Here is a 23800-nt window from a genome sequence, read left to right as displayed (position 1 = left end):
CTGGCCTTACTGGTAGAAGACGAATCGTTTGCTGAGCCGGAACTGCGCGGCCGTGATGGCCATGATGATCAGGGTGAGCAGCACGCCGATGGCGGACGCCTGACCGAACTCGAGGCGCTGGAAGGCCGATTCAAAGATGACCATGACGGCGGTGCGCGTGGAGTCGCCGGGGCCGCCGCGGGTTAGCACGTAGGGCTGGTCGAACACCTGCAGGGCGCTGATGATGGCCATCACCGATGCCACAAGTGTGGTGGGGCTCAGCAGCGGCAGTGTCACGTGCAGGTGCTTGCGCCAGCCGGTGGCGCCGTCGATCGCGGCTGCTTCGTATGTCTCCACGGGAATGGAAGCCAGCCCGCCGATAAACAGCAGGAAGGAGAACCCGAAGTTCTGCCACACATAAACCAGAATCACGACGGCGGCAGACCCGCCCGGTGTGGTCAGCCAGGGCACTGCGGGGATGCCCACGAGGGACAGGAACCAGTTGACCACGCCGAACTGCTCGTTGAAGAGGTACCGCATGAAGATGGATACGGAGGCCGCGGACAGGATCAACGGGAAGAAAAAGGCGGAGCGGAAGAACACGCGCAGCCAGGCCGGCATCTTCTCCTGCACCATAACGGCCAGTGCCAGGGCGAGCCCCAACTGGAGGGCCACGGCCACCACCACGAACGCGATGGTGTTCAGGAAGGACACCCGGACAGTGGGGTCCTGGACCACTTCGGAAAAGTTGTCGAAACCCACGAAGGTCGGCGCGGAAATGATGTCCCAGCGGAAGAAGGCAAGGACCACGGACGCCACGATCGGGACCAGGGTGAACAGGCCCATGCCGAGGATGGTGGGCGCCAGGAAGATCCAGGCCAGCCAGCGCTGGCTGTGCCGCGCCTTGGTTGCGGTGTTGTTGGCGTGGGCGCCGACGGGTGCAACCCCCGACGCCGCCGGCCCGGCGGCCCGCTTCGGCCGTTCCCGGTGCGGGGTGGTGGTGCTCATGACTGCCTCCTCAGGGCCAGTTCAAGGTCTCGCTGCATGGAGGCGAGGGCCTGCTTGAGCTGGCGCTCGTCGCCGCTGACTGCGAGGGATACGTTCTTCATCAGGGCCGTTTCGACGGCGGCCTGCTGGGGTGGCGCCGGGATGGGGCCAGTAGTGGGGAATCGGTCCAGGGTGTCGTAGAAGACCTTCCAGTGGGCGGGCCCCTTGCCTGCGTACAACTGTTCGTTGACCATGGAGCGTCGTGCCGGCGTCGTAATCGGGTTGGGGAAGATCAGTTCCATGGCCTCGCGGCTGGAGCTGAACTTGATCCATTCCCAGGCGGCGTCCTTGTCCTTCGCGGTCTTCATGATCGCGTAGCCTGCGGTGCCGAACTGGTGGCGCTGGGTCTTCCAGCGCGGGAAGAACTGGACGTCGAAGTCGCTTTCGCCCATCCCGGCTTCGTGCAGGCCCTGCACCCAGTAGCCGCCGGCCGGGGTGGTCCCGATGCGGTTGGATGCGAACAGTCCCACCAGTGAGCTGCCGCCGCCTTCCTCGGGGCGGACGCCGAGCCCGTCCTTGACCAGCCCGCGGAGGTAGTCGAAGGACTCGAACACGCGGTCGTCATTGGCGTTGGGTTCCAGCCACTGGTAGCCGCCGGAGCGGAGGCCGCGGGAAGGATCGTTGGCGTAGAAACCGTCCCAGAGCCACTCTCCCCCGGCGGACCTTGTCTCCTTCAGGAAGCTGGTGTCGTTGGCGTAGAGCCACGGCACCACTCCGCCGAAGAGCCGGTTGGTCCAGTAGTAGGGCGTGAAGTCCGAGGTCCTGGCCTTCCGCATGGCGGCTAGGCTGTTGCGGAAGTCCATGTGGTTCCAGTCATCCGCCGGGCGTTCGAGGCCGGCCTGCGCGAATGCTTTGGTGTTGTAGTACATGTTGGCGGCGTTCCAGTCCATGGGGAGCTGGTACAGGCTGCCTTTGTACATGAACGCCTCCACCAGGCTGGGGTGGACGTCGTCGAAGAACTCGGCCATGTCCGCGGCGTCGCGACGCACGTACTCGTCCAGCGGGTGGGCGAGCTTTTCGGCGAACAGCTGGGCGCCTTCGGTGGCCACGTAGACCACATCGGGCGGGGTGCCCGCGGCCACCATGGTGAGGATCTTGGTGAAGAAGTCCTTCCAGTCGACGGCCTGGATGGCCTGGACCTTGACCCTGATCTCTGGGTGGAGGCGGGTGAAGGCATCGATGGCGCGCTGGCGGGCAGCGGCGTCCGCGGCGGTGCCCATGATGGCGATGCTGAGGCTGTTGTCCCCGCGGCCAGGAATGTCCGTCCCGGAGAGCCGCGGCCACGACGCCACAGTTGCTCCGATGATTCCCGCGCCGAGGGCACCAAGGGCGGTACGACGGGTGATTTCCCGCAGATGCCCGCTTGTGGCTCCGGTCATGTCATTTTCCTTCCTAACACGTGTTAGGAACTTTAGATGGCGCACCTAACACGTGTCAAGCGTCACAATGATCTGGTCCGTAATGCGACGCCCTCCCCCTTCCTGCGGCTTTTTCGGACCCCTCCCTCACCCCCTGCCACTTCACCCGCCCCCTCCCCCACCTCCTGCGCCTGGAAGCCCCGGAGCGCCCTCCCGCCACGCCCTGACCTGGTCCATGACCTGGCAGGCCGCGGCGTCGGAGGGAGCGTTGCAACAAAAGGCGCAGGATCGGAGAGCGCGCTGGAACGGTCGCTGACTCCACAGGGGAATGCTAAGCGCATAGACTCATGGGAGAAGGAGAAGTGAAATGGCAAAAGGTCCCACGGTTTATCACGTCGCGGAGCGCGCGGGTGTTTCCATCGCGACTGTCTCGTTCACGTTCCGGCAGCCCGACAAAGTGAAGGCGTCCACGCGCGAACTTGTCCTCGCTGCCGCGGAAGAACTGGGCTACGTCCCCAGCGCCAGCGCACGCGGCCTGGCCAGGGGCCGCACCGGCGCCCTGGGTCTATTTGCCTACGACTACCTGTTGGACCCGGCCGGCGGAATCCGCGGCGAAGGCCAGGACCCGCTCCACCCCGCGGAGGCCGACCTTGAGCGCCGCAACGAGGATCTTCGGCTGTTTCCGCTGTATGTGGACGAGGTCCAGCGCGGCGTTGAACTCGAGTGCTGGCGCCGGGGGCAGGCGCTGCTCGTAGGCGGCGGAAATCCGGAAAACAACGAGGCCATGCTGTCGGACATTGCCGGCCGCGTTGACGGCCTGGCCGTGTTTCCGCGGTCCGTCCCGAGCGAAGCCCTCGCGCGGATCGCCCGGCGCATCCCCGTGGTGGAAGTCTCCGAGAACGTGCATAACCGCGAACTGGACCACGTGACGGTGGACAACATTTCCGGGGTGCGGGCCATCACCGAACACCTCATCTCAGCTCACGGACTCTCGGATTTGATGTTCCTCGGAGGCATGCCGTCCTCGGACAATGAGGAGCGGCTCGAGGGGTTCCTCGGGGCACTTCACGATGCGGGACTGCCAACAGCGCGCGAGCCGAAGTACCCGTGCGGCAGCGAACAGTCCCTCACGGAAGTCGTCAGCGACATCTGCCGGCAGGGCTCATTGCCCGAGGCCTTTGTGTGCGCCACCGATCAGGACGCACTGGTGGTGATGGATGCCTTGGCTGCCGCCGGCGTGGGGATTCCCAAGGATGTTGCCGTGACAGGCTTCGATGGCATCGCTGCCGGGCGGGTCATCAAGCCGTCGCTGACCACCGTGCGCCAGCCCATGGAACAAATGGGGCGCACCATGGTGGAACTGCTCCTGGACCGACTGGACCATCCCGACAAGCCCCCGGTGGCCCGCCGGCTTCCCGTCCGCGTCGTGCTGCGTGAAAGCTGTGGCTGCCAGCCGGGCTAGAACCCGCCACGCCGAATAACAGAGGCACCCGACGACGACGGCGCCGTCCGGGCGCCTTCCCTCGCCTTCGCACTCCCCCACTGGAGTTGTTCCCCCGCCGCGCACTCCGCCGCGCCCCGGAAAAACGCACTCCGCCACGCCCCGGGACGCCCCGTCGCCGCCCCTTCCGGCCACTCCAAGGCCCCTTCGGGACGTCCCTCCGCCGCCGGTGCCCACTCCCCGGGTAACAACTTTCTTTGGACTAACTGTTGCCAACATCACATTCAATGCGCTTAGATTGATCTGAGCGATAAATCAAAGCGCTTAGATACTTTGCAGAACGGCGCCCTCACAGGCCCGCCCCGCTGCACAAGAGGCCAAGCACAGGCCCACGCACCGGCCAAGCCGGCCGAGCATGCGGGGACCCACGAAAGGAACAATGATGATCCGTCCGAACGCAACGAAGGCAGCCGCAATCGGCCTTGCCGCAGCGCTGCTGATGACCGGCTGCGGCAGGGACTCCGCGGGTTCATCCGCAGCGTCATCGGCCAAGCCCATTGCCTCAGGCCAGGCATCCGGCACCATTACCCTGTGGGCACAGGGCAGCGAAGGCGAAGCCCTTCCGGCATTGCTCAAGGAGTTCGAGGCCGAGAATCCCGGCGTCAAAGTCAACGTCACGGCCATCCCCTGGGACGCGGCGCTCAGCAAATACAAGACCGCCATCGCCGGCGGGACAACACCGGACGTCGCCCAGATGGGCACCACCTGGATGGGCGATTTCGCCAGCTCCTTCGACGCGACGCCGAAGGAGATCGACGCCAGCGACTTCTTCCCCGGTTCGGTGAAGTCGACCGAAGTCGAAGGAACCACCTACGGAGTGCCGTGGTACGTCGACACCCGCGTGGTCTACTACCGCAGCGACCTGGCGGAGAAGGCCGGCATCACCAAGGCGCCCGAAACCTGGGATGACTTCAAAGCCCTTGCCAAGGGTCTGCAGGAGAAGGCCGGGGCAAAATACGGGGTCCAGCTGCCCGCCGGCGTCGCCGGCTCCTACCTGGACACCCTCCCGTTCCAGTGGTCCAACGGCGCGAAGCTGATGAACGACGACGGCACCAAGTGGACCCTTGACACCCCGGAAGCGGCAGAGGCACTGAAGTACTACTCCAGCTTCTTCGCTGATGGGCTCGCGTCCAAGGCCGTGTCCACGGGCACTACTGCCGAAGCATCCTTCGTGGACGGTTCCGCCCCCATGATGATCAGCGGCCCGTGGCACGTCGGCCTGCTCAACAAGGCCGGCGGCGCGGGCTTCGAGGACAAGTACAAGGTTGCCCCGATGCCCACGGAGAAGACTTCAACGTCCTTCGTCGGCGGCTCCAACATGGTGGTGTTCAAGAAGTCCAAGAACCGCGATGCTTCCTGGAAGCTCCTTCAGTGGCTGTCCAAGCCCGAGGTCCAGCTCAAGTGGTACAAGGCCACCGGCGACCTCCCCTCGCAGCAGAGCGCCTGGAAGGATCAGTCACTGGCATCGGACAGCAAGCTCTCCGTCTTCGGCGACCAGCTCAAGACCACCAACAACCCGCCGGCCGTTTCCACGTGGACCCAGGTTGCCGCCGCCGCTGACAGCGAAATCGAACAGATCGTCAAGGCCGGCAAGGACCCCGCGGAGGCGTTGAAGTCCCTGCAGCAGGCCGCAGATTCGATCGGCACCGGGAAGTAACAGTGGCCACCACGACAGACGTGATGCCTGCCGGCACCAAAAATGCCGGCAGGCCTCCGGCCCGCGCCAGGGTCCGTGCAGGACAGTCCCGGCGCCGCCGGAATGCCCTCACGGCATGGCTGTTCGCCCTGCCGTTCGTCCTTATCTTCGGTGTATTCATGCTGGGACCGCTGGTCTCATCGTTCCTGATGTCCTTCACGGACTTCACCAGCCGCGACATCGAGAACCCCTTCGCGGTGGGATTCGTCGGACTTGAGCAGTATGCCGCGCTCTTCCGGAATCCGCAGTTCCTGCACTCCGTGCTGAACACGGCCTATTTCGTGGCGGCCGGGATTCCACTCACTACCGTCCTGGCCCTCGCGCTGGCCGTGGCACTCAACAACGGCATCAGCCGCTTCCGCACGGCCTTCCGCGTTGGCTTCTACACGCCCGTGGTCACCAGCATTGTGGCCGTGGCCGTTGTATGGCGGTTCATCCTCCAGCCTGACGGTCTGCTGAACGTCATCCTCGGCTGGGTGGGCATCGCCGGCCCGGACTGGCTGAACAGCACCACCTGGTCCATGCCGGCCCTGATCATGCTGGCCGTCTGGCGGAACCTGGGCACGCTGATGATCATCTTCCTGGCCGGGCTGCAGGCTGTCCCCGGCGACATCCTCGAAGCCGCGGAAGTGGACGGCGCCAACGCCTGGCAGCGGTTCATGCGGATCACCCTGCCCATGCTCCGCCCTACCCTCCTACTGGGAACCGTCCTGCTGTCCGTCGGCTTCCTGCAGTTTTTCGAGGAACCGTTCGTGATGACAAAGGGCGGCCCGCTGGATTCGACCCTGTCGGTCAGCTACTTCACGTACAACCAGTTCGGGTTCGGCAAATACGGACTGGCCTCGGCGGCCAGCTATGTGCTGTTCGTGGCCATCGCGCTGTTGAGCCTGCTCCAATTCCGAGCCCTGCGATCCAAGGACTGAGGACCGATCCCCATGACGATCCCTGACACTTCAGCACCGCTTCCGGCCACCGCAGCACCCGTTGCGCCGGAACCGAAAAGTGCGCCGCCCGCCAGAACCGAACCCAACGCACGACGGCGGTCCAGCCGGCGCGCGCCGGCGCGCCGCACGCTGACCTACGCCGTCCTGGTGGTTGCCGTTTCCGCCACCCTCCTGCCGTTCGCCTGGATGTTCCTCGGCGCCTTCAAGACCCAGGGCGAGCTCCTCCGCCGGCCCATCACCTGGTGGCCCGAGCAGCCCACGCTGGACAACTTCCTGGTCTGGTTCAACGAGCTGCACATCGGCACGTTCTTCCTGAACAGCGTGGTGGTGGCTGCGTTCACGGTCCTCGGCAACCTGCTGTTCTGCTCCATGGTGGGCTACGCGCTGGCCAAGATGGATTTCCCGGGCAAGCGCTTCCTGTTTCTGCTGGTCATGGTCATGCTGATGGTCCCGGGCGTGGTCACGTTCGTGCCCCTGTTCGTGATGGTGAGCAAGCTGGGCCTGGTCAGCACCTACCCTGCCCTGATCCTGCCGTTCCTAGCGGCCCCGATGGGCGTGTTCCTGATGCGCCAGTTCATCATGGGCATCCCGGACTCCCTGATCGAAGCGGCCCGGATCGACGGTGCCGGTGAACTGCGCACCTTCCTGCGGATCGTGATGCCCCTGTGCGGGCCGCCGCTGGCCACCCTCGGCATCCTGACCTTCCTGGGGTCCTGGAACAATTTCCTCTGGCCGCTGGTCGTTGCCCAGAGCGAAGAGATGTACACCCTGCCGGTGGCACTGTCGCTGTATTCCACCGGCCAGAACGCCACCGACTACGGGCTCCTCCTGGCCGGATCGGTCCTGATCATCACGCCGATCATCCTGCTGTTCGTCGCCCTGCAGCGGTACTTCATCCAGGGCGTCGCAGCCACGGGCATCAAATAGGTCCCCATCTCCCTGCCCCTCCAGACTTCACCTGACGCAAGAGAGCACCCATGACTTCACATACCCACACCAGCCCGCGCCACGCAAACCACGGAAACCCCGTCACCTCCGTGGCTGACAACGGCACCCGATACCGGGACCTCAACGGCAACGGGATCATGGATCCCTTCGAAAACCCGGACCTCAGCCCCCACGAACGCGCCGCCGACCTCGTGGCCCGCCTCAGCCTCGAGGAAAAGGCCGGCCTGATGTTCCACACGGTCATCGAAGCCGGCCCCCACGGCACCCTGCTGGAGACACCCGGCAACATCAGCAAGTCGCCCACCAGCACCGTGATCCTGGGCAAGTTCATGAACCACTTCAACATCCACGCGCTGGGCACCGCCCGTGAGGCAGCCCGCTGGAGCAACAGCTTGCAGGCCCTTGCCGAGCAGACCCCGCACGGCATTCCGGTCACGATCTCCACGGACCCGCGGCACGCCTTCATCGAGAACTCCGGCGTCTCGTTCACCGCGGCCCACTTTTCCCAGTGGCCCGAGCCGATCGGCCTGGCCGCAGTCGGCAGTGCCGACCTCATCCGCCGCTTCGCCGAGATCGCCCGCACGGAGTACACCGCCGTCGGCATCCGTGCCGCGCTGCACCCCACCGTGGACCTCGCCACCGAGCCGCGCTGGTGCCGCCAGGCTGGAACTTTCGGGCAGGACTCGGAGCTCAGTTCGAAGTACGTCGTGGAATACCTCCAAGGGTTCCAAGGCGACGAGCTGGGTCCGGACAGCGTTGCCTGCACCACCAAACACTTCCCGGGCGGCGGTCCGCAGCGCGACGGCGAGGACGCGCACTTCCCCTACGGCCGCGAACAGGTCTACCCCGGCGGCCGTTTCGACGAGCACTTGGCTCCGTTCCGGGCCGCCATAGCGGAGAAGACCAGCGCCATCATGCCTTATTACGGCATGCCGATCGGCGTCGAGCTGGACGGCGAACCAGTGGAGGAAGTCGGCTTCGGCTACAACAAGCAGATCATCACCAACCTGCTCCGGGACGAGCTCGGCTACGACGGCGTGGTGCTCAGCGACTGGGAGCTGGTCAACGACAACATCGTGGGCGACCAGGTGCTGCCGGCACGGGCCTGGGGCGTCGAAGAGCTCACGGCCCCCGAGCGGATGCTGAAGATCCTCAACGCCGGCGTGGACCAGTTCGGCGGCGAGGAATGCACCGAACTGCTCCTCGGCCTGGTCCGGGACGGCCTGGTCAGCGAGGAACGCCTCGATGAATCCGCGCGCCGCCTGCTGCTGGTCAAGTTCCAGCTCGGCCTGTTCGACAACCCCTTCGTGGACGAGGACGCCGCGGCCGGAATCGTGGGCAACGCTGAGTTCCGGCGTGAGGGCCACCGGGCGCAGGCACGGTCCGTCACGGTACTTGCCAACGGAACGCACGACGGCGGGACCGCCCTGCCGCTGACCGGCTCACCCGCCGTCTACGTCGAGGGAATGGACCCGCTGAGTTTCGACGGTTTCGGGACTGTGGTGCAGGATCCCGAGCAGGCGGATGTTGCCGTGATCCGGCTGCACTCCCCCTGGGACCACCGCGACGACCTGTTCCTGGAACAGCACTTCCACGCCGGAAGCCTGGACTTCCCGCCCGGGTTGGTGTCCCGGCTCCGCACCCTGGCCGCGAAGGTTCCGCTGATCATCGACGTGCGGCTGGACCGGCCGGCCATCCTCACGCCCCTGGCCGGGTTCACTGCGGCCCTGGTGGGCACCTTCGGCGTCTCAGACACGGCCCTCCTCGATGCCCTGTTCGGACGCGTTGAGCCGCAGGGCAGCCTCCCGTTCGATATTCCGAGGTCCATGGACGCCGTGCGTGCTTCGCGCTCCGATGTCCCCGGAGATACCGCCGATCCCCTCTTCCGGTTCGGACACGGCCTGCGGCTGCCGCACCTGCCGCAGGCCGGAACCGCCACCGCCACCCGGTCAGGACTGAGCTCATGAACCGGCGCTTTGATGCAACCCCGGGATTCTCCACCGCCACCCGCCGCCAGCTCCTCGCCGGTGCGGCTGCCTTTGCCGTCACCGGACTCGCCTCCGCTACGGCGAAACCCGGCTTCGCAGCGGCCGGCGCGCAGTCGCCGTCGTACTTCTCCCGCGCACGAAACCTGGGCGGGGTGGACCGCAAGGTCATCACCCGGTGGGCGCAGGACACCTGGAAGTCCCTGGTCGCGATGACCGATCCCGTGACCGGACTGCCGGCCGACTACATCGGCGAGTCCATCACCGCACCGAAGCGGAGCGGCTTCACGTCGCCCACCAACATCGGCGGCTACCTGTGGAGCACCGTGGTGGCCCGGGAGCTGCACATCATCAGCGCCAGCGAGTGCCGGGAGCGGCTGACCCGCACCCTCACCACCCTGGCCGGCCTCAAGCACCACGAGCCCAGCGGCATGCTCTACAACTGGTATGACGAAGCCACCGGCGAAGTCATCACCGTGTGGCCCGAGAACGGAAACCCCGTGGCGCCGTTCATGTCCAGCGTGGACAACGGCTGGTTCGCAGCAGCGCTCATGGTGGTCCGCAACGCCGAGCCGAAGGTGGCCGGACTGGCCAACACCATCCTGGGCAGGATGGACTTCGGAATCTTCTACGACAAGGACGCCCGGCCCGGTGTGGCGGCGGGGCTGCTGCGCGGTGGCTTCTATGACGTCAAACCACCGGTGGAAACAGTCCAGGGCAACTATCTGGGCAAGGGCGCTGACGTGTACTACACGATGAACCACTACGACGTCACCAACTCCGAGCCGCGGATCGCCACGTACATCGGCATTGCCCTCGGCCAGCTTCCGCCGGCGCACTACTTCGCCACCATGCGGGTCTTCCCGGACACCTGTGACTGGTCCTGGCAGGAACAGAAGCCGGTGGGCGAGACTCGGACGTACCAGGGAATCGTTGTGTTCGAGGGCGCCTACACGTACCGCGGAATGCGGATCGTGCCGAGCTGGGGCGGCGACATGTTCGAGTCCCTGATGCCGGACCTGTTCGTTCCGGAGTCCGCCTGGGCGCCGAAGGCGTGGGGCATCAACCACCCGCTCACCGTCCGCGCCCAGCGGGAGTTCGGCCTGGACGACGCGAAGTACGGGTACTGGGGCTTCTCGCCCGCCAGCCACCCGAACGGCGGCTACTCCGAGTGGGGCGTCGACGCCCTGGGCATGAGCAGCGACGGCTACCCGTCCGACGTCGAACGCACCAGCGTGGACACCGGCTTCGACGGCTGCCGTCCCGCCGGCAACCCGACGCCGGCCTGGGGCGACGGCGTGGTGACCCCGCACGCCGCCTTCCTGGCCATGGAGTATGAGCCGCGCGAGGCGTACGACAACCTGGTGAAGATCGAACGCGACCTCGCCGCCTATGGCGCCGGCGGCTTCTTCGATGCGGTTGCGGTCAAGTCCGGAACCATCGCCCGGCGCTACCTTTCCCTGGACCAGGCCATGGTCCTCGGCGCGATCGGCAACGTCTTCGGCGACAACGTGATCCGCCGCAACTTCATCCAGGGCGAAGTCGAGAAGGTCATCAAACCGCTGATCGAGGTCGAGGAGTTCGGCGCCGGACTGGTCGGTTAAGCCCGCCCGCCGGGCGCGCATACCCTCTCACTTCCTGCCATCACGTGGCGGGAAGTGAGAGAGCGTTGGGGCTACATGTTCTCCGGAGTCTCGATTCCCAGCAGGTCCAGGCCCTCGGAGAGCCTGTGGAGGACCAGTGCGCACAAGGCGAGCCGTGACTGGCGGACGGACTCGTCCGCCTTCAGCACCGGGCACTGGTCGTAGAACGAGGTGAACAGCTGCGAGAGTTCGAACAGGTACGCACACAGCCGGTGCGGTTCCAGCAGTTCGCCCACTTTCCGGAGGGTGGCCCCGTACTCCAGCAGGTGCAGTGCCAGGGCCCGCTCGGCCGGTTCGACGACGGCGATCCTGGGTGCCGCCGCCGGCTCCCCCGCCACCTCGCCCGGCCCACCCGCCGGCGAAACGGCCGGTGCCGCCGTCGGCTCCCCCGCCTTCCGCAGGATGGAGCGGATCCGGGCCGCCGCGTACTGCACGTAGGGGCCGGTGTTGCCGCTGAGGGCCAGCATCCGGTCGAAGTCGAAGACATACTCGGTGTCGTGGCCCGTGGAGAGGTCGGCGTACTTCACTGCGCCGATGCCCACCTGCCGGGCCGTCACCGCGCGTTCCTCTTCCGAGAGCTCGGGGCGGCTCGAGTCCACCACGGCGCGGGCACGGTCCACGGCCTCATCCAGCAGGGCCATGAGCTTCACCGGGGTGCCCGAGCGCGACTTCAGGATCTTGCCGTCTTCGCCCAGCACATTTCCGATCTGCACATGCGTGGCTTCCACAGTGTCCGGGAGCCAACCGGCCTCCCGTGCGGTCTCAAAAACCATCCGGAGGTGAACGTTCTGCGGGGCGCCCACTACGTAGAGGATCCGGTCGGCATGGAGTTCGTGGACCCGGTACCGGATGGTGGCGAGGTCGGTCGTGGCGTACCCGTAGCCGCCGTCGGATTTGCGGATGATCAGCGGCAGCGGTTCACCGTCCCTGCCCTTGAAACCCGCCGGGAACGTGCACAGCGCCCCCTCGCTGACGCGGGCCAGCCCGCGCTCCTCCAGTTCCTGGCACAGCTGTGCTAGATGGGGATCGTAGGAGCTTTCGCCGGCGATATGGTCGTCCTCGAGGCTGACTCCCAGGGTGGCGTAGATGGCATTGAAGTAGACCTTCGAATGGTCCACCAGCCGCTGCCACACGTCCAACGTTTCCTCGTGGGCCGACTGGAGCGACACCACGCGAAGGCGGGCCCGCGTCGCAAAGCTGTCCGGGCTGCCGTCGGAGCTGTCGAACTTTGCCCGCGCTGCCTGGTAGAACGCACTGGGGTCCTCCACCAGCAGGGCAGCCTCGGGCGAATCCTCGCCGATCTCCAGCCAGTGCTCAATCAGCATGCCGAACGGCGTGCCCCAGTCGCCGATGTGGTTCTGCCGGATCACCGTATGGCCCAGCGCCTCAAGGACCCGGACCAGGCTGTCCCCCACCACGGTGGTGCGGAGGTGGCCCACGTGCATTTCCTTCGCAACGTTTGGGGAGGAATAGTCGACGACGACGCGGCGGGCCTGCGTCTCCGGCCCGGCCTGGGGCTGGGACGCCTGGGCGTTGAGAAGCTCCTCGATCCAGGTGCCGTCGAACGTGAGGTTGATGAAGCCGGGGCCGGATATTTCCACGGCGGTGCAGAGTCCGTCCAACTCCAGCGCCTCGACGATCCGGGCAGCAGCGTCGCGTGGCGGCAGGCCGACCTTCTTGGCGAGCGCCATGGCCGCGTTGATCTGGATGTCGGCGAACTGCGACGGCCGGACAACCGGGTCGGTGTCCCGGAACTCTTCGCCGAACGCTTGGGCAATAGCTGCCTGGACTCTGGGGACAACCATCTCGGCCGGATTATTCACAAGCTCAAATTATCAGCCCCCCGCGCGTTGCCCTATCACTTATGGTCCCCAAAGCTGCTCGTAAAGGACCACAAGTGATAGCGCAACGGTCGGGTGGGAAGGGGGTTAGGCGTCCGTGCGGAAGACCTGGACCACGGACGGGCGCGGGGCGCGGACCTGACCGCGCGCCGGCGTCGTGCCTGCCGGAACGTAGTCCGGGAAGTACGAGTGGGGCGCGTCGAACGTGCCTTCTTCGCCCGGGTGCTGCACGGAGACGAAGACGGTGCGCTCGTCGTCGTGCACGATCGGTCCACACGTTTCGGCGTCGCGCGGCACGGCCAGGAACTGCTCCACCTTGCCGCGTTCGGCGCCGTCGAGCGTCACCTTGAACAGGCCGTCCGCACGGCCGATGCCGGACGGGGCGCCATCCGTGGAAATCCAGAGGTTGCCCACGGAGTCGAACGCCACGTTGTCCGGGCAGGAGATCGGCGAAACCTGGTCCACCGGGAAGCCGGAGAAGTAGGTGACGTCGCCCTGCGCAGGGTCGCCGCAGACCATCAGCAGGTTCCAGGCGAATGCCGTGGAGGTCTGGTCGCCGGTCTCGGTGATTTCCACGATGTGGCCGTCGCGGTTGGCGTTGCGCGGGTTGATCTCGGTGGCGCCTTCCTTGCCCGCCTTGCCGCGGTCCGAGTTGTTGGTGCACGCCACGTAGACCTTGCCCGTGTGCAGGCTCGGCTGGACGTCCTCGCAGCGGTCCATCTTGGTGGGGCCAACCTTGTCCGCGGCCAGGCGGGTGTACACCAGCACTTCTTCCAGGGACATGCCCGGTACCTTCGAAGCCCCGTTCTCAACCAGCGGCAGCCATTCGCCGGTGCCGTCGAACGAACCGTCGGCCGGCACGGCGCCGGTTCCGGTGATCTCGGCGGCCGGGGAGTTGCCGGTGAACTTGGCGACGTACAGGTTGCCGGCGGACAGGAGGGTCATGTTGTGCTTGCGGTCGCCCTCCCGGTACTTGTCGGCCGAGACGAACTTGTAGAGGTAGTCGAAGCGCTCGTCGTCGCCCATGTAGGCCACCACATGGCCGGATTCAGCCACGATCACGTTGGCGCCCTCGTGCTTGAAGCGGCCCAGCGAGGAGTGCTTCTTCGGCGTGGAGGTGGGATCGAACGGGTCCACTTCCACGATCCAGCCGAAGCGGTTGGCCTCGTTCGCATAACCGGTGTTGCGGGTGTCGAAGCGGGGATCGTCCAGTTCCCACTGGCGGGCAGTCGCTTTTGAGGTCAGCCCGTAGCGGAGGTCCGACTTCGACGTTCCCGGGGAGACGAAGTAGCCGTTGAAGTTCTCTTCGCCGGAGAGGATTGTTCCCCACGGGGTGGTGCCGCCGGAGCAGTTGCCCAGGGTGCCCTTGATGGCACGGCCGGACGGGTCGTCGATGGTCTTTACCAGGGAGGATCCCGCGGCGGGGCCGGTGAGTTCGTAGACCGTGCTGTTCAGGTAGCGGCGGTTGAGTCCCGCGCCCTTGACGTAGCTCCAGGGCTTGTTCTTGTTCTTCCGCTCCAGCTCCACCACGGTGAGGCCGTGCGCAGCCTGGCCCACAGCGCGGACCTCGGCGGCCGGCATGGTGGCGGGGAACATGATGTTCTCGTTGGTGTACTCGTGGTTCGCGAACAGCACGGCGCGGCGGCCCTTGCTGCCGGGAATCTCCAGGATGTCCGAGTAGTCGTTGTTGTAGCCGAACTGCTGTTCCTGGGCGGCGGCCGTCTGGTTGTTGAGGTCGAAGTCCGGCGCGGTGTTGAAGATGGGATCGCCCCAGCGGATCACCGGCTGCCAGGTGAACCCGGCGGGCACGGTCAGCTTGTCCACGTCCGCTGCAACGGACGGGATCGCGGTGAACTGCAGCTTGGACTGGCCGAAGCCGTCCTTCGCGGCGGCGGCGAGGCCGGTGCCGCCGTCGGCCACTGCGGTGCCGGCGGAGGTCACCGCACTTCCGAGTACGACGGCGAGCGCACCGGCGGCGCCGAAGCCCAGGGCGGCGCGGCGGGACATCGTGGCGGAGGCGATGTCGCGGAAGTAGCTGTTGGAGCTGGTGTTGCAGACCTCGCCCGAGCAGGCGTTGTCGCATTTCAGCGCGCAGGTGACGGGGCTGCGCTTGCCTTTGGTGTGGCCAAGCATGGGAAGTAGGGCAAACTTGCGTCCGGTCGTTTCAGACATGGGGGCCTTCCAAGGGATGTGATGCGGTCCCGCCCACCTTTCCAGCCAGTTCCAACGCGCAGCCGTCAGCCAGATGAAGTTCCGGTTAACCGATAGTGACCTCCGGGAATCCTCGGCTCAGTCGGGCGTGGACGCGGCGGAGGCGGTCGAGCCACCAGTCCCGGCGGTCGGCCGGTGCCGCGTAACGCTCCAGCAGCCCGGCGTCGGCGGTGGCGTCGCGGACGCGGATGGCGCCGTCGTCGGCCACCAGCGGATCCAGCGTGATGTCCTGCTCAAACAGTGACACCGTTCCCAGCCCGCACGCGTACGGCAGTTCCGGGAGCGCCGCCGCCAGGGCCAGCCCGGCGCGGATCCCCACGGAGGTGTCCAGCGCGGAACTGACGACGGCGGGCAGCGCGGCCTGTGCCACGATGTCCAGGGCGCGCCGCACTCCCCCGAGCGGCGCCACCTTCACCACGATCAGGTCCGCCGCCCCTGCACGGGCGACACGGAGGGGGTCCTCCTCCTTGCGCACGCTCTCGTCCGCGGCGATCAGCACGGGGGTCCCGGCGGCGCGCAGCCGGCGGCGCACCTCGGCCAGGCCTTCGATGTCCGGGACCGGCTGCTCGGCGTATTCCAGTCCGACGGCGGAGAGCCGGGTCAGTGCCTCGACGGCGTCCGGCACATCCCAGCCGCCGTTCGCGTCCACCCGGATGGCGGCGTCGGGGAGGGCGCTGCGGACGGCGGCAACCCGGGCGGCGTCGTCGTCGAGCGTCTGGCCACGCTCGGCCACCTTGATTTTGACGGCGTCCACCCGGCCGAAGCGGGCCAGGACCTCCGGAACACGGTCTGCGGGGACGGCGGGAACCGTGGCGTTGACCGGAATCACTGACCGCAGCGCAGGCGGAAATCCCTGCCAGCCGGCTTCGACGGCGGAGGCGAGCCAGCGGGCAGCCTCGGCATCCCCGTACTCGGGGAAGGGGCAGAACTCGCCCCAGCCCAGCGGACCGTCCAGCAGCAGGGCTTCGCGCTGCGTGATGCCGCGGAACTTCACGCGCATGGGCAGGCTCACCACGTGTACGGACGCCACAAGCTGGTCCAGGGAAGGAAGGTTCACCGAAAGGAGGCTCTGGTGCTGGAGGGGTGCGTCGGCGGGCATGTTTTCACTTTACCGGCCAGGTCTGACAGCCATTCGGCCAGCCGCTCCCCTGGTAGGGCCGCCTGACGGGGCCCGCTGGAAGGGCTCCCTTGGTAGGGCCGACGGCGACTGGGGGCGAGCTTCACGTTTATGAGACTCGTCGCCGCCGGCCCAGCTCAAGGAGCCCCGGGCATGCTTTCCCTGCGGTTACCGCAGGGAAAGCTGCGGGGTTCGGCCGGTCCGCAACCCGGCCGTTAGTAAAATCGTAGGGGCCGGACTACGGTGCCGCATGAGTACCTGCTACTCGTTTTTGCCTCCGGAATGTACTCACGGAAGCGGCCACCACGCGCCGCAAAAAGCGCATGATGGCCGGCTGGTTTCCGCCCGGTTACCGGTGCCCGTGATCGTCATCCTTGGCGCGGTCCAGCATCTTGCAGATGTCCTTTGCGTGTTGGACGCTGTTATGCGTGATCTCGCCGGACACTACTTCCTTCTGGTCGGTGGAGGCATACACCACGTTGCCTGCCAGCCGTCCTTCGGTGAAGTAGAACGCCTTGGGCAGGCCCTCGTCTTCAAAGGCCTTCTCCTCAGCGGCTCCCATCGCATAGATCAGGGCGGGACCCCGGCCGGACAGGTGGGCGCTCAGCCCGTCTGCCGCAAGCCGCATGGTGAACGGCCCGGAGACGTCCAGTTCGTCGATCGTGGCTCCGTCGGAGGCCCGGGTCAGGTCGATCGTGGCGTCGCCGCGGTACTTGATGACCAGGGTCCCGTCATCCTTTTTCTCGCCCTTGTACGTCACTTCGCGCTCGTCCCCGGCAGATACCTTGATGGTGGTGTCACAGGCGTCGAACTCGTAGTCCGCGTAGTACGCGTCGGGAACGGAAACGTACTTCCCGTCCGTGTCCTCCGGGGGCCACGGCCCCACCGCGCCTCCCCCGCCGTCGGACCCGGCAAACGCAGGGGCCGAAACTCCCGACAGCAGCGCCAGCGACAACGCGGCAGGCAGGCACAGTTTCCTCATTTTTCGGTTCATGGCAGCACTCCTGAAATGTGGCAGGAGGGGACGCATACGGACCTGACCTGCCGATGTTTAAACATCAAATGCCCGCAGTGGGCGAACGAGACCAGTTGTGATGCGGTGACATTGCGGCCGCTGTGTCCAGGCCGGCAATACGATCAAGCTAGCGCCGCCGTCGCCGGGGTGTCAACGGGTTTTTTGCGGATGCCAATGCCCTGCGTGTCACCGTCCCGGGACATTGGCATCCGCCACGGTCGCCGGCTTAGTGCTGATCGGCTGACGGCCGCTGTGCCAAGCGTAAGTAGGACGACCGCCGTCGGGCACGAGTATTTACTACCTGTATTGGCGCCGGATTTCCGCCAGTGCCGGGCCCCGGTACCGTGCCGTAAAACCGGTTCCCACCCCCGCAGCCCCGCCGGTTCCCGCAGACGGCTCCCAGCATTCTGTGGGACGCTGATGGTGATGAGTTCTCACCTTAAAGATTCCCGACGACGGCGGCCCGCCGGGCAGGTGCGCGGCGCAGGGGCGCTGGCTGCGTTGTGCGTTCTCGCGACGCTGGCCTGTGTGGCCGGCTTGATTGCCACGTACTACTTCTTCGTGCGGACCACCACGGGACAGTACATTGACGAATCCGCCCTGGTGGAGGCCGTGGCCATCCACGGCCCGGCCGGGAAGGCCACCACCAGGTTCCTGGACTGGCTGCCCACCATCTCGCTGGTGGCGGGCGCCGTCGTGGTCCTGTTTGTCACGGTGATCCGGAAGCGCTGGCGCGCCGCAGGCATTGCCGTGTCCGCGTGCATCGCCGCGAACATCGCCACGCAGGTCCTGAAGGAGCTGTTGCCGGAGCGGCCGTTCCGCGGCGTGGAAACCCTGGAGCTCAATTCGCTGCCGTCCGGCCACACCACGCTGGCTGCCTCGGCTGCGGCGGCGGTGTTCCTCATGGCGTCACCGCGCTGGCGGCCGTTCGCTGGGTTTGCGGGCGGCAGCTTCGCCATTGTGTCCGGGATTTCCACCGTGGTGAACCAGTGGCACCGCCCGGCCGACGTCATCGCGGCTTTCCTGCTGGTGGGCGCGTTCGCCATCCCGGCCGGCTGGCTGATCATCCGCACCGGCAACACCTGGAACGTGTGGGACGGTTTCGGCGGGCACTGGGCGTCCTCACGCTGGTGGATCCGCCTGCCTGGCCTGCTCTGCCTGGCGTTCGCCGTGGCGGCGGCGTTCCTGCTTACCCGTTACGTCCCCGGCCAGGGCGGCAGCACCACAAGCTACTTTTGGGGCGGAATCTCACTGATTGTGGTGGCCGGGTATCTGGCCACCGTGGCAACCACTGCTCTGTTTGCGTTTGCCGCACGACGGCGGGCGGCCGGCCGGCGCTAACGGCCCGCCGGCCACTGCCGCAGGGCGCTGGATGCCACCTCATGGCTGCCCCGCCCTACTTCAGGAACGCGGCGTTGAAGGAATTCAGGTCCACCGGGACGCCGTTGAGGCTGTGCTCGAACTTCTGCTGGATGCCGATCCGCATGGTGGCGGCCGTGTTCCAGCCGCCGTACTGCACCGGTGCGGGCGCGAGGTAGTCGGCCGTCCAGGTGGAGTAGTTGAGGTTGCTGGTGTTGGTGTCCCACAGCGGAACGTCGGCGAAGGCGGTGCTGTTGCCCATGAGGTCCGGCCACATGCCGGAGCCGCTGTAGATCACGGGCCGTACGCCCGTGCTGCGGACGCCGTCCACCATGGCCCGGGTCACCGGCGGGCTGCCCGGCTCCACGTCCAGGGCGAAGAACTGAAGCTGTGCTGTGTACGGGCCTGCCGCGCTGATGCCGCCCTGCCAGCAGCTGGCATCCCGCGTGTACACGGCAATCTTCAAGCCGGCGTCCAGCGCCATCTTGAGCTGGGGCTGCGTGCGGTACCAGGGCTCGCAGGTACCCCAGGCGGTGGAGTGCATGACGTAAAGGCGGATCCCGGCGTCGTACGCTTTTTTGAACCACGCGGGATCAGTGATCGCTGCGGTGGTGTCCACCACCTTGACCGAAGAGCCTGCGGTTGGCAGAGCTGCAGCGGGCTGCATCTTCGCCTCCTGGACTGGGTTCTGCTTCGCTACCGCCGGCTTGGGTGCGGCAGGTGCCGGTGCGGCGGCGGGTGCCGAAGCGGGTGCCGCTGGGGCGGGTGCCGAAGCGGGTGCGACAGCGGGTGCCGAAGCGGGTGCCGGTGCGGCGGGTGCCGCGGCGGGTGCTGCGGCGGCGGGGGCCGAAGCGGGTGCGACGCCGAGGCTCAGCAGCAGGGGCAGGGCGGCAAGGGCCGCAGCAAGGTTGATCTGAAGCAAACGATACTCCTGGGTCTGGCCCGCCCGGTGTCATCGGAGGCAGGCATGGCGCAGCAAAGGCCGCGTTCGAAGGGGGTGCGTAGTTGATCGAGCCCAGTTCCCGGTCAACCCGTGGGACGCGCACACGTAGTGCGCAAGGTCCGCAGCCTACTTTACGGGTGTTGCGGCGGGTAGTGAAAACGGCGGAAACGAGTGTTGACGGCCGCGGTCCCGGTAGCTGGCGGCTGTGGGCGGACGCCTGCCATTTACTTTGCCGCCGGCGCGGGCCAGAATAAATCGCACAACAGCCCCCACTGGCTCAGCAGCGAGCTGACTTCCACGCTGCAAAAACAGGGGGTTGCTCTGATGGCCGGTATCTACGATTCCAAGCTCTCCGGGAGGGTGGATTTCCCGGCGAGGGCAAGGGCTGTCGCTTCCATTCCCTCCCTGCTCAGGGTCCAGGGATTCCTGCGTACGCATGCCGGCCGCCAGGACAAGCCGGGCATCTGCGACTTCACCCTCGGCAATCCCCATCAAATGCCGCAGCAGGCATATGTTGCGGCGCTGCGGGAGCAGCTGGAACCCAGGAACGAAGGCTGGTTCGCGTACAAGACCAACGGCGTCGAGGCCCAGAACGCGGCGGCTGACTCGCTGCGGCGCCTGCTGGAACTGCCGTTTGAACCGGACGACATCCACCTGACCACTGGCGGTTTCACGGCCATCGCCATGGCCTTGAAGGCCGTGGCCGATCCGGGCGACGAGGTGGTCTACAGCCTGCCGCCGTGGTTCCTGTATGAACCGATCATCACCGAAGCCGGCCTGGTCCCGGTGAAAGTCCGGATCAACCCCGAAACGTTCGACCTGGACCTGACGGCCATTGCGTCGGCCATCACGCCGCGGACCAGGGTGCTGATCGTCAACAGCCCCAACAATCCCACGGGCCGGATCTACCCGGAGACGCTGCTGGTGAAGCTGGCCGCCATGCTGGAACTTGCCTCGGAACGGAACGGACGCCGGATCTATTTGTTGTCCGATGAGGCATATAACCGGATTGTGTACGACGGCGCCCGCTTCCATAGCCCGGCCGAGTACTATCCGTACACGCTGCTGGCCTACTCCTACGGGAAGACGCACCTGGCTCCCGGGCAGCGCGTGGGGTACCTGGCGTTGCCGCCGGCCATGCCGGACCGCGACGCCATGCGGGAAATCCTGGCAGCACTCCAGGTTGCCATGGGCTGGATCTACCCCAACGCCCTGCTCCAGTACGCGCTGCCGGCGCTGGAGACGTTCACCATTGACGTGGGGCAACTGCAGCGGAAGCGGGACCGCCTCTTCGAGGAGCTCACGGGGATGGGCTATCAGCTGCACCGGCCGGAGGGTTCCTTCTACCTCTTTGTCCGCTCCCCGGTGGCTGACGACGAAGCGTTCACCGAGTCCCTGGCCACCCATGACGTGTTCGTGTTGCCGGGCGTCCTGTTCGAAACTCCCGGGTTCTTCCGAATCTCCCTGACTGCCAATGAGGAGATGGTGGAACGCAGCCTGCCCGCGTTCGCCGAAGCCATCCGGCTCGCGGGGATCGGCTAGGGAGACTCGGCGGCGGGGGCCTCCGCCCCGCTTAACATGCCGGGCCATGTGTTGACTCGCCGCAGGTCGCGGAGGAATATCGCATTTGTCCGCACCGGCGCTGTCAGGGCTCTCCACCGCCGTGCAGCGCGGGTGGCCCCAGCCGGAAGAAGGATCCTCCATGTCCATATTCGCCACCACTCCCGAAAGCCAGGCGTTCGGCCTGAAGGCGAAGATTTACGACGACGAACTGCGGTCGCGCGGTTATGTCGCCAAATTCACCAAGGACCTGGCGGTGAACCCGGAGGCGTACGTGGCGTTTGAAGCGCTCATCAGCGCTATCACCCAGAACATGGACCTGCGCCGCTACGAGCTGGTCACCCTGGCCGCCGCCCAGGCGCTCGGATCGGCACACTGCCGCCTTGCCCATGGAGTGAAGGCCCTGCGGGCGATAGACGAGGAGGAACTGGTCCAGATCGCCCGGGACTACCACAATGCGGGGCTGTCGCCGGCGGAGGTGGCCATGATGGAGTACGCCGAAAAGGTCAGCACCGATGCCGTCACCATGACGGACGCGGACACCCTGGACTTGCGGGACCACGGGCTCACCGACCGCGAAATCCTGGACATCACGCTGGCAGCCGGTGCCCGGAACTACATGAGCCGCGTGCTGCAGGCCATCGCGGCCGAGGTGGACGTTCCCACCAAGCTCTCCCCGCAGCTCCGCGGCGCCTTGCTGGCGCCACTGGCACAGTACGGAGCCGAAGCGAAGCCGCGCCACCGCGGCGCCTGAACCCGGCCCCTGAACCCGGCCCCAGGACACGGCGGCCGCCGTCGCGCGCTGCTATGCCAAAGGTTCCTACGCCAACGCGGCGGCGAGCGCTTTGAGGATCCACTCCCGGTAGGCCTCGGGGGTCCACCCGGCGTCGTTCACCAGGGTGCGGTAAGCCTGCGGATGGCCCAGGGACCAGATGGCGGCCGCGGCGTCTTCGTCGGACATGCCCGAGGTCAGGCCGCCGCGCTCCCTGACTGCCGCGGCCGCTTCGTGGTACCGGGTCAGCCGCTGCAGCGCGCGGGCCTTTTCCAGCTTCGCCACGTCGGCATCCACGGCTGCTGCCTGGGCGATCACACCCAGCACCGTGCCGGTCCGCTGATGCACCTCGACGAACCAGTCCGCAAGCATCGCCAGCAGCGATCCAAGATCCGGAGCCTGGCGGGTCCGCTCGCGCATGAATTCCAGCACCTGCGCCGGTGCGTTGGGACCGGAGGCTGCGTCATCGAGCACGGCCGAGAGCAATGCTGCCTTGTTTCCTACGGAGTTGTAGACGGTCTGCACCGCAACGCCGCTTTCGGCAGAAACGCCTTCGATGGTGGTGCGTACGTAGCCGTTGGCAGCGAAGAGCTCGCGGGCGGTGGCCACGATGTGCAGCCGGGTGTCCGCCGCCTGTGCCGTTCTTCGCGTGACTCGGGGAGCTGTTGTCTTTGGAGCTGGCGTCATGAAATTAGACTATCCCTCCACTCACTGGAATGGTATTCTAATCACATCGAAACACGGCAGTTCTCCGGTCAAAGGAGCCAGTCATGGACCAGGACATGCAACAGTTTGATGTGGTGGTGCTCGGCGCCGGGCAGGCGGGCCTTGCCGCCGGCTATCACCTTTCCAAGGCGGGGCTGCGGTTCGTCATCCTGGAGCAGGCACCCCGGATCGGGGACGTCTGGCGGGCCAGGTGGGACTCGCTCCTGCTCTTCACTCCGGCGCGCCACGACGCCCTCCCCGGGCTTTCCTTCCCGGCGGACCCGGACGCGTTTCCGTCCAAAGACGAGTTCGCCGACTACCTCGAGACGTATGCGCAGCAGTTCAGCCTTCCGGTCCGGACCGGCGTGCGGGTGGTCAGCGTACGCGGAACGGAGACCGGCTTTGCCGTCAGCACCAGCGATGGCGTGCTTCACACGCGCAACGTGATTGCCGCCGTCGGCGCCAACGCTCTCCCCCGCATCGCGGCCGCGGCGGCCGGGCTGGATGCCGGGATCCTGCAACTCCACAGCTCGCAGTACCGGCGCCCGTCGGACATCCCTGACGGGGACGTGCTGGTGGTAGGGGCCGGGACCTCGGGTGCAGAGATCGCCCTGGAGCTCGCCGCTACCCACCGCACCTTCATCTCCGGCCGCCCCACTCCCCACGTGCCCGATCCCGTGCTGCGACGCGCCGGCGGGGCCTACTGGCGCTTCATCCATTCCGTCCTGACAACGGACAACCCGCTGGGGCGGAAAGTGTCCGCCAACTTCCACCGTCGCGGGGCGCCGCTGATCCGGATCTCCGTCAAGGACCTGGACCGGGCGGGTGTGGTCCGGCTGCCGCGGTTCAGTGCCGCTGCCGGCGGACAACCCGCGTTCGACGACGGCACGTCCCGGAACGTACGCACCGTCATTTGGGCGACGGGCTACGAACCAGCGCTGGACTGGATCGACGGCCTGCCCGTGACGGACTGGGGTTGGCCCATGACCCGCCGTGGCGTCGTGCCGGAGCTTCCCGGGCTGTACTTCGTGGGCATGCCGTTCCAGTATTCGCTCACGTCGGGGCCGATCGGCGGGGTCGGCCGGGATGCGGCGTACGTTGTGGACGGCATCCTGGAGCGCAGCAAGAACGGAGTCCCCGCACCAACGAAGTAGCGCCCGCCCCAACCGGGTATGC

At 66.6% G+C, this 23800-nt stretch carries 18 protein-coding genes; 10 read left to right on the top strand and 8 right to left on the bottom strand.

What is annotated here, in order from left to right; genetic code table 11:
• Window positions 1-6 precede the first annotated feature (6 nt).
• Both ACFVWT_RS01745 and ACFVWT_RS01740 read right to left on the bottom strand, forming a co-directional pair.
• Window positions 7-987, bottom strand: a complete 981-nt coding sequence (locus ACFVWT_RS01745) for a carbohydrate ABC transporter permease (RefSeq protein WP_390244690.1) — start codon at window positions 985-987, stop codon at window positions 7-9.
• Window positions 984-2405: an extracellular solute-binding protein gene (locus ACFVWT_RS01740; protein WP_390244688.1), complete on the bottom strand. Its 1422-nt coding sequence runs from the start codon at window positions 2403-2405 to the stop codon at window positions 984-986. Before ACFVWT_RS01740 ends, ACFVWT_RS01745 begins: the two co-directional genes overlap by 4 nt.
• A 346-nt stretch (window positions 2406-2751) precedes the next feature.
• On the opposite strand from ACFVWT_RS01740, the gene ACFVWT_RS01735 reads away from it, so the two are divergent.
• The 6 genes from ACFVWT_RS01735 (at window position 2752) to ACFVWT_RS01710 (ending at window position 11062) form a co-directional block, all read left to right on the top strand.
• Window positions 2752-3846, top strand: coding sequence for a LacI family DNA-binding transcriptional regulator (locus ACFVWT_RS01735; RefSeq protein ID WP_390244686.1), 1095 nt, complete (start codon window positions 2752-2754; stop codon window positions 3844-3846).
• Window positions 3847-4267: 421 nt separating this feature from the next.
• A complete protein-coding gene (locus tag ACFVWT_RS01730) occupies window positions 4268-5542 on the top strand; it encodes a sugar ABC transporter substrate-binding protein (RefSeq protein WP_390244684.1) in 1275 nt (424 codons plus the stop codon).
• A 23-nt stretch (window positions 5543-5565) separates the two neighbouring features.
• Window positions 5566-6504 carry a carbohydrate ABC transporter permease gene (locus ACFVWT_RS01725; RefSeq protein ID WP_390247033.1) on the top strand — a complete coding sequence of 313 codons (939 nt, stop codon included), beginning with the start codon at window positions 5566-5568 and terminating at the stop codon, window positions 6502-6504.
• Window positions 6505-6516: 12 nt separating this feature from the next.
• A complete protein-coding gene (locus tag ACFVWT_RS01720) occupies window positions 6517-7452 on the top strand; it encodes a carbohydrate ABC transporter permease (RefSeq protein ID WP_390244682.1) in 936 nt (311 codons plus the stop codon).
• A gap of 50 nt (window positions 7453-7502) precedes the next feature.
• Window positions 7503-9440 (top strand): glycoside hydrolase family 3 protein, encoded by a 1938-nt coding sequence (locus ACFVWT_RS01715; protein ID WP_390244680.1) that lies wholly within the window; start codon window positions 7503-7505, stop codon window positions 9438-9440.
• Window positions 9437-11062 (top strand): glucoamylase family protein, encoded by a 1626-nt coding sequence (locus ACFVWT_RS01710; RefSeq protein ID WP_390244678.1) that lies wholly within the window; start codon window positions 9437-9439, stop codon window positions 11060-11062. Before ACFVWT_RS01715 ends, ACFVWT_RS01710 begins: the two co-directional genes overlap by 4 nt.
• 71 nt (window positions 11063-11133) lie before the next feature.
• Here the strand turns inward: ACFVWT_RS01710 and argS are convergent, their stop codons facing one another.
• The 4 genes from argS to ACFVWT_RS01690 all read right to left on the bottom strand — a co-directional run bounded on the left by argS (window position 11134) and on the right by ACFVWT_RS01690 (window position 17264).
• Window positions 11134-12906, bottom strand: coding sequence for an arginine--tRNA ligase (gene argS, locus ACFVWT_RS01705; protein WP_390244676.1), 1773 nt, complete (start codon window positions 12904-12906; stop codon window positions 11134-11136).
• Window positions 12907-13029: 123 nt separating this feature from the next.
• On the bottom strand, window positions 13030-15114 hold the full coding sequence (locus tag ACFVWT_RS01700; protein ID WP_390244674.1) for a PhoX family protein: 2085 nt from the start codon (window positions 15112-15114) through the stop codon (window positions 13030-13032).
• 85 nt (window positions 15115-15199) lie between these two features.
• On the bottom strand, window positions 15200-16252 hold the full coding sequence (locus ACFVWT_RS01695) for an o-succinylbenzoate synthase (RefSeq protein WP_390244672.1): 1053 nt from the start codon (window positions 16250-16252) through the stop codon (window positions 15200-15202).
• Window positions 16253-16619: 367 nt separating this feature from the next.
• Window positions 16620-17264 carry a hypothetical protein gene (locus tag ACFVWT_RS01690; protein WP_390244670.1) on the bottom strand — a complete coding sequence of 215 codons (645 nt, stop codon included), beginning with the start codon at window positions 17262-17264 and terminating at the stop codon, window positions 16620-16622.
• A gap of 441 nt (window positions 17265-17705) precedes the next feature.
• On the opposite strand from ACFVWT_RS01690, the gene ACFVWT_RS01685 reads away from it, so the two are divergent.
• Window positions 17706-18626, top strand: coding sequence for a phosphatase PAP2 family protein (locus ACFVWT_RS01685; protein ID WP_390244668.1), 921 nt, complete (start codon window positions 17706-17708; stop codon window positions 18624-18626).
• Between the two features lie 55 nt (window positions 18627-18681).
• Here ACFVWT_RS01685 and ACFVWT_RS01680 read toward each other — a convergent pair whose 3' ends face one another.
• Window positions 18682-19566 (bottom strand): hypothetical protein, encoded by an 885-nt coding sequence (locus tag ACFVWT_RS01680; protein ID WP_390244667.1) that lies wholly within the window; start codon window positions 19564-19566, stop codon window positions 18682-18684.
• 345 nt (window positions 19567-19911) lie between these two features.
• Between ACFVWT_RS01680 and ACFVWT_RS01675 the strand changes: the two genes are divergently transcribed.
• Together ACFVWT_RS01675 and ACFVWT_RS01670 are read left to right on the top strand one after the other, a co-directional pair.
• Entirely contained in the window at window positions 19912-21129 is a 1218-nt protein-coding gene (locus ACFVWT_RS01675) for an aminotransferase class I/II-fold pyridoxal phosphate-dependent enzyme (protein WP_390244665.1), read from the top strand.
• A 160-nt stretch (window positions 21130-21289) separates the two neighbouring features.
• A complete protein-coding gene (locus ACFVWT_RS01670; RefSeq protein WP_390244663.1) occupies window positions 21290-21901 on the top strand; it encodes a carboxymuconolactone decarboxylase family protein in 612 nt (203 codons plus the stop codon).
• 66 nt (window positions 21902-21967) lie between these two features.
• Here ACFVWT_RS01670 and ACFVWT_RS01665 read toward each other — a convergent pair whose 3' ends face one another.
• Window positions 21968-22606 carry a TetR/AcrR family transcriptional regulator gene (locus ACFVWT_RS01665; RefSeq protein ID WP_390244661.1) on the bottom strand — a complete coding sequence of 213 codons (639 nt, stop codon included), beginning with the start codon at window positions 22604-22606 and terminating at the stop codon, window positions 21968-21970.
• A gap of 83 nt (window positions 22607-22689) precedes the next feature.
• Here ACFVWT_RS01665 and ACFVWT_RS01660 point away from each other — a divergent pair, with 83 nt between their 5' ends.
• Window positions 22690-23778, top strand: a complete 1089-nt coding sequence (locus tag ACFVWT_RS01660) for a flavin-containing monooxygenase (protein WP_390244659.1) — start codon at window positions 22690-22692, stop codon at window positions 23776-23778.
• Window positions 23779-23800: the final 22 nt, after the last annotated feature.

Source organism: Arthrobacter sp. NPDC058288 (assembly GCF_042880995.1).
Taxonomy (GTDB): domain Bacteria; phylum Actinomycetota; class Actinomycetes; order Actinomycetales; family Micrococcaceae; genus Arthrobacter.
This window is presented reverse-complemented; position numbering and strand designations above follow the sequence as displayed.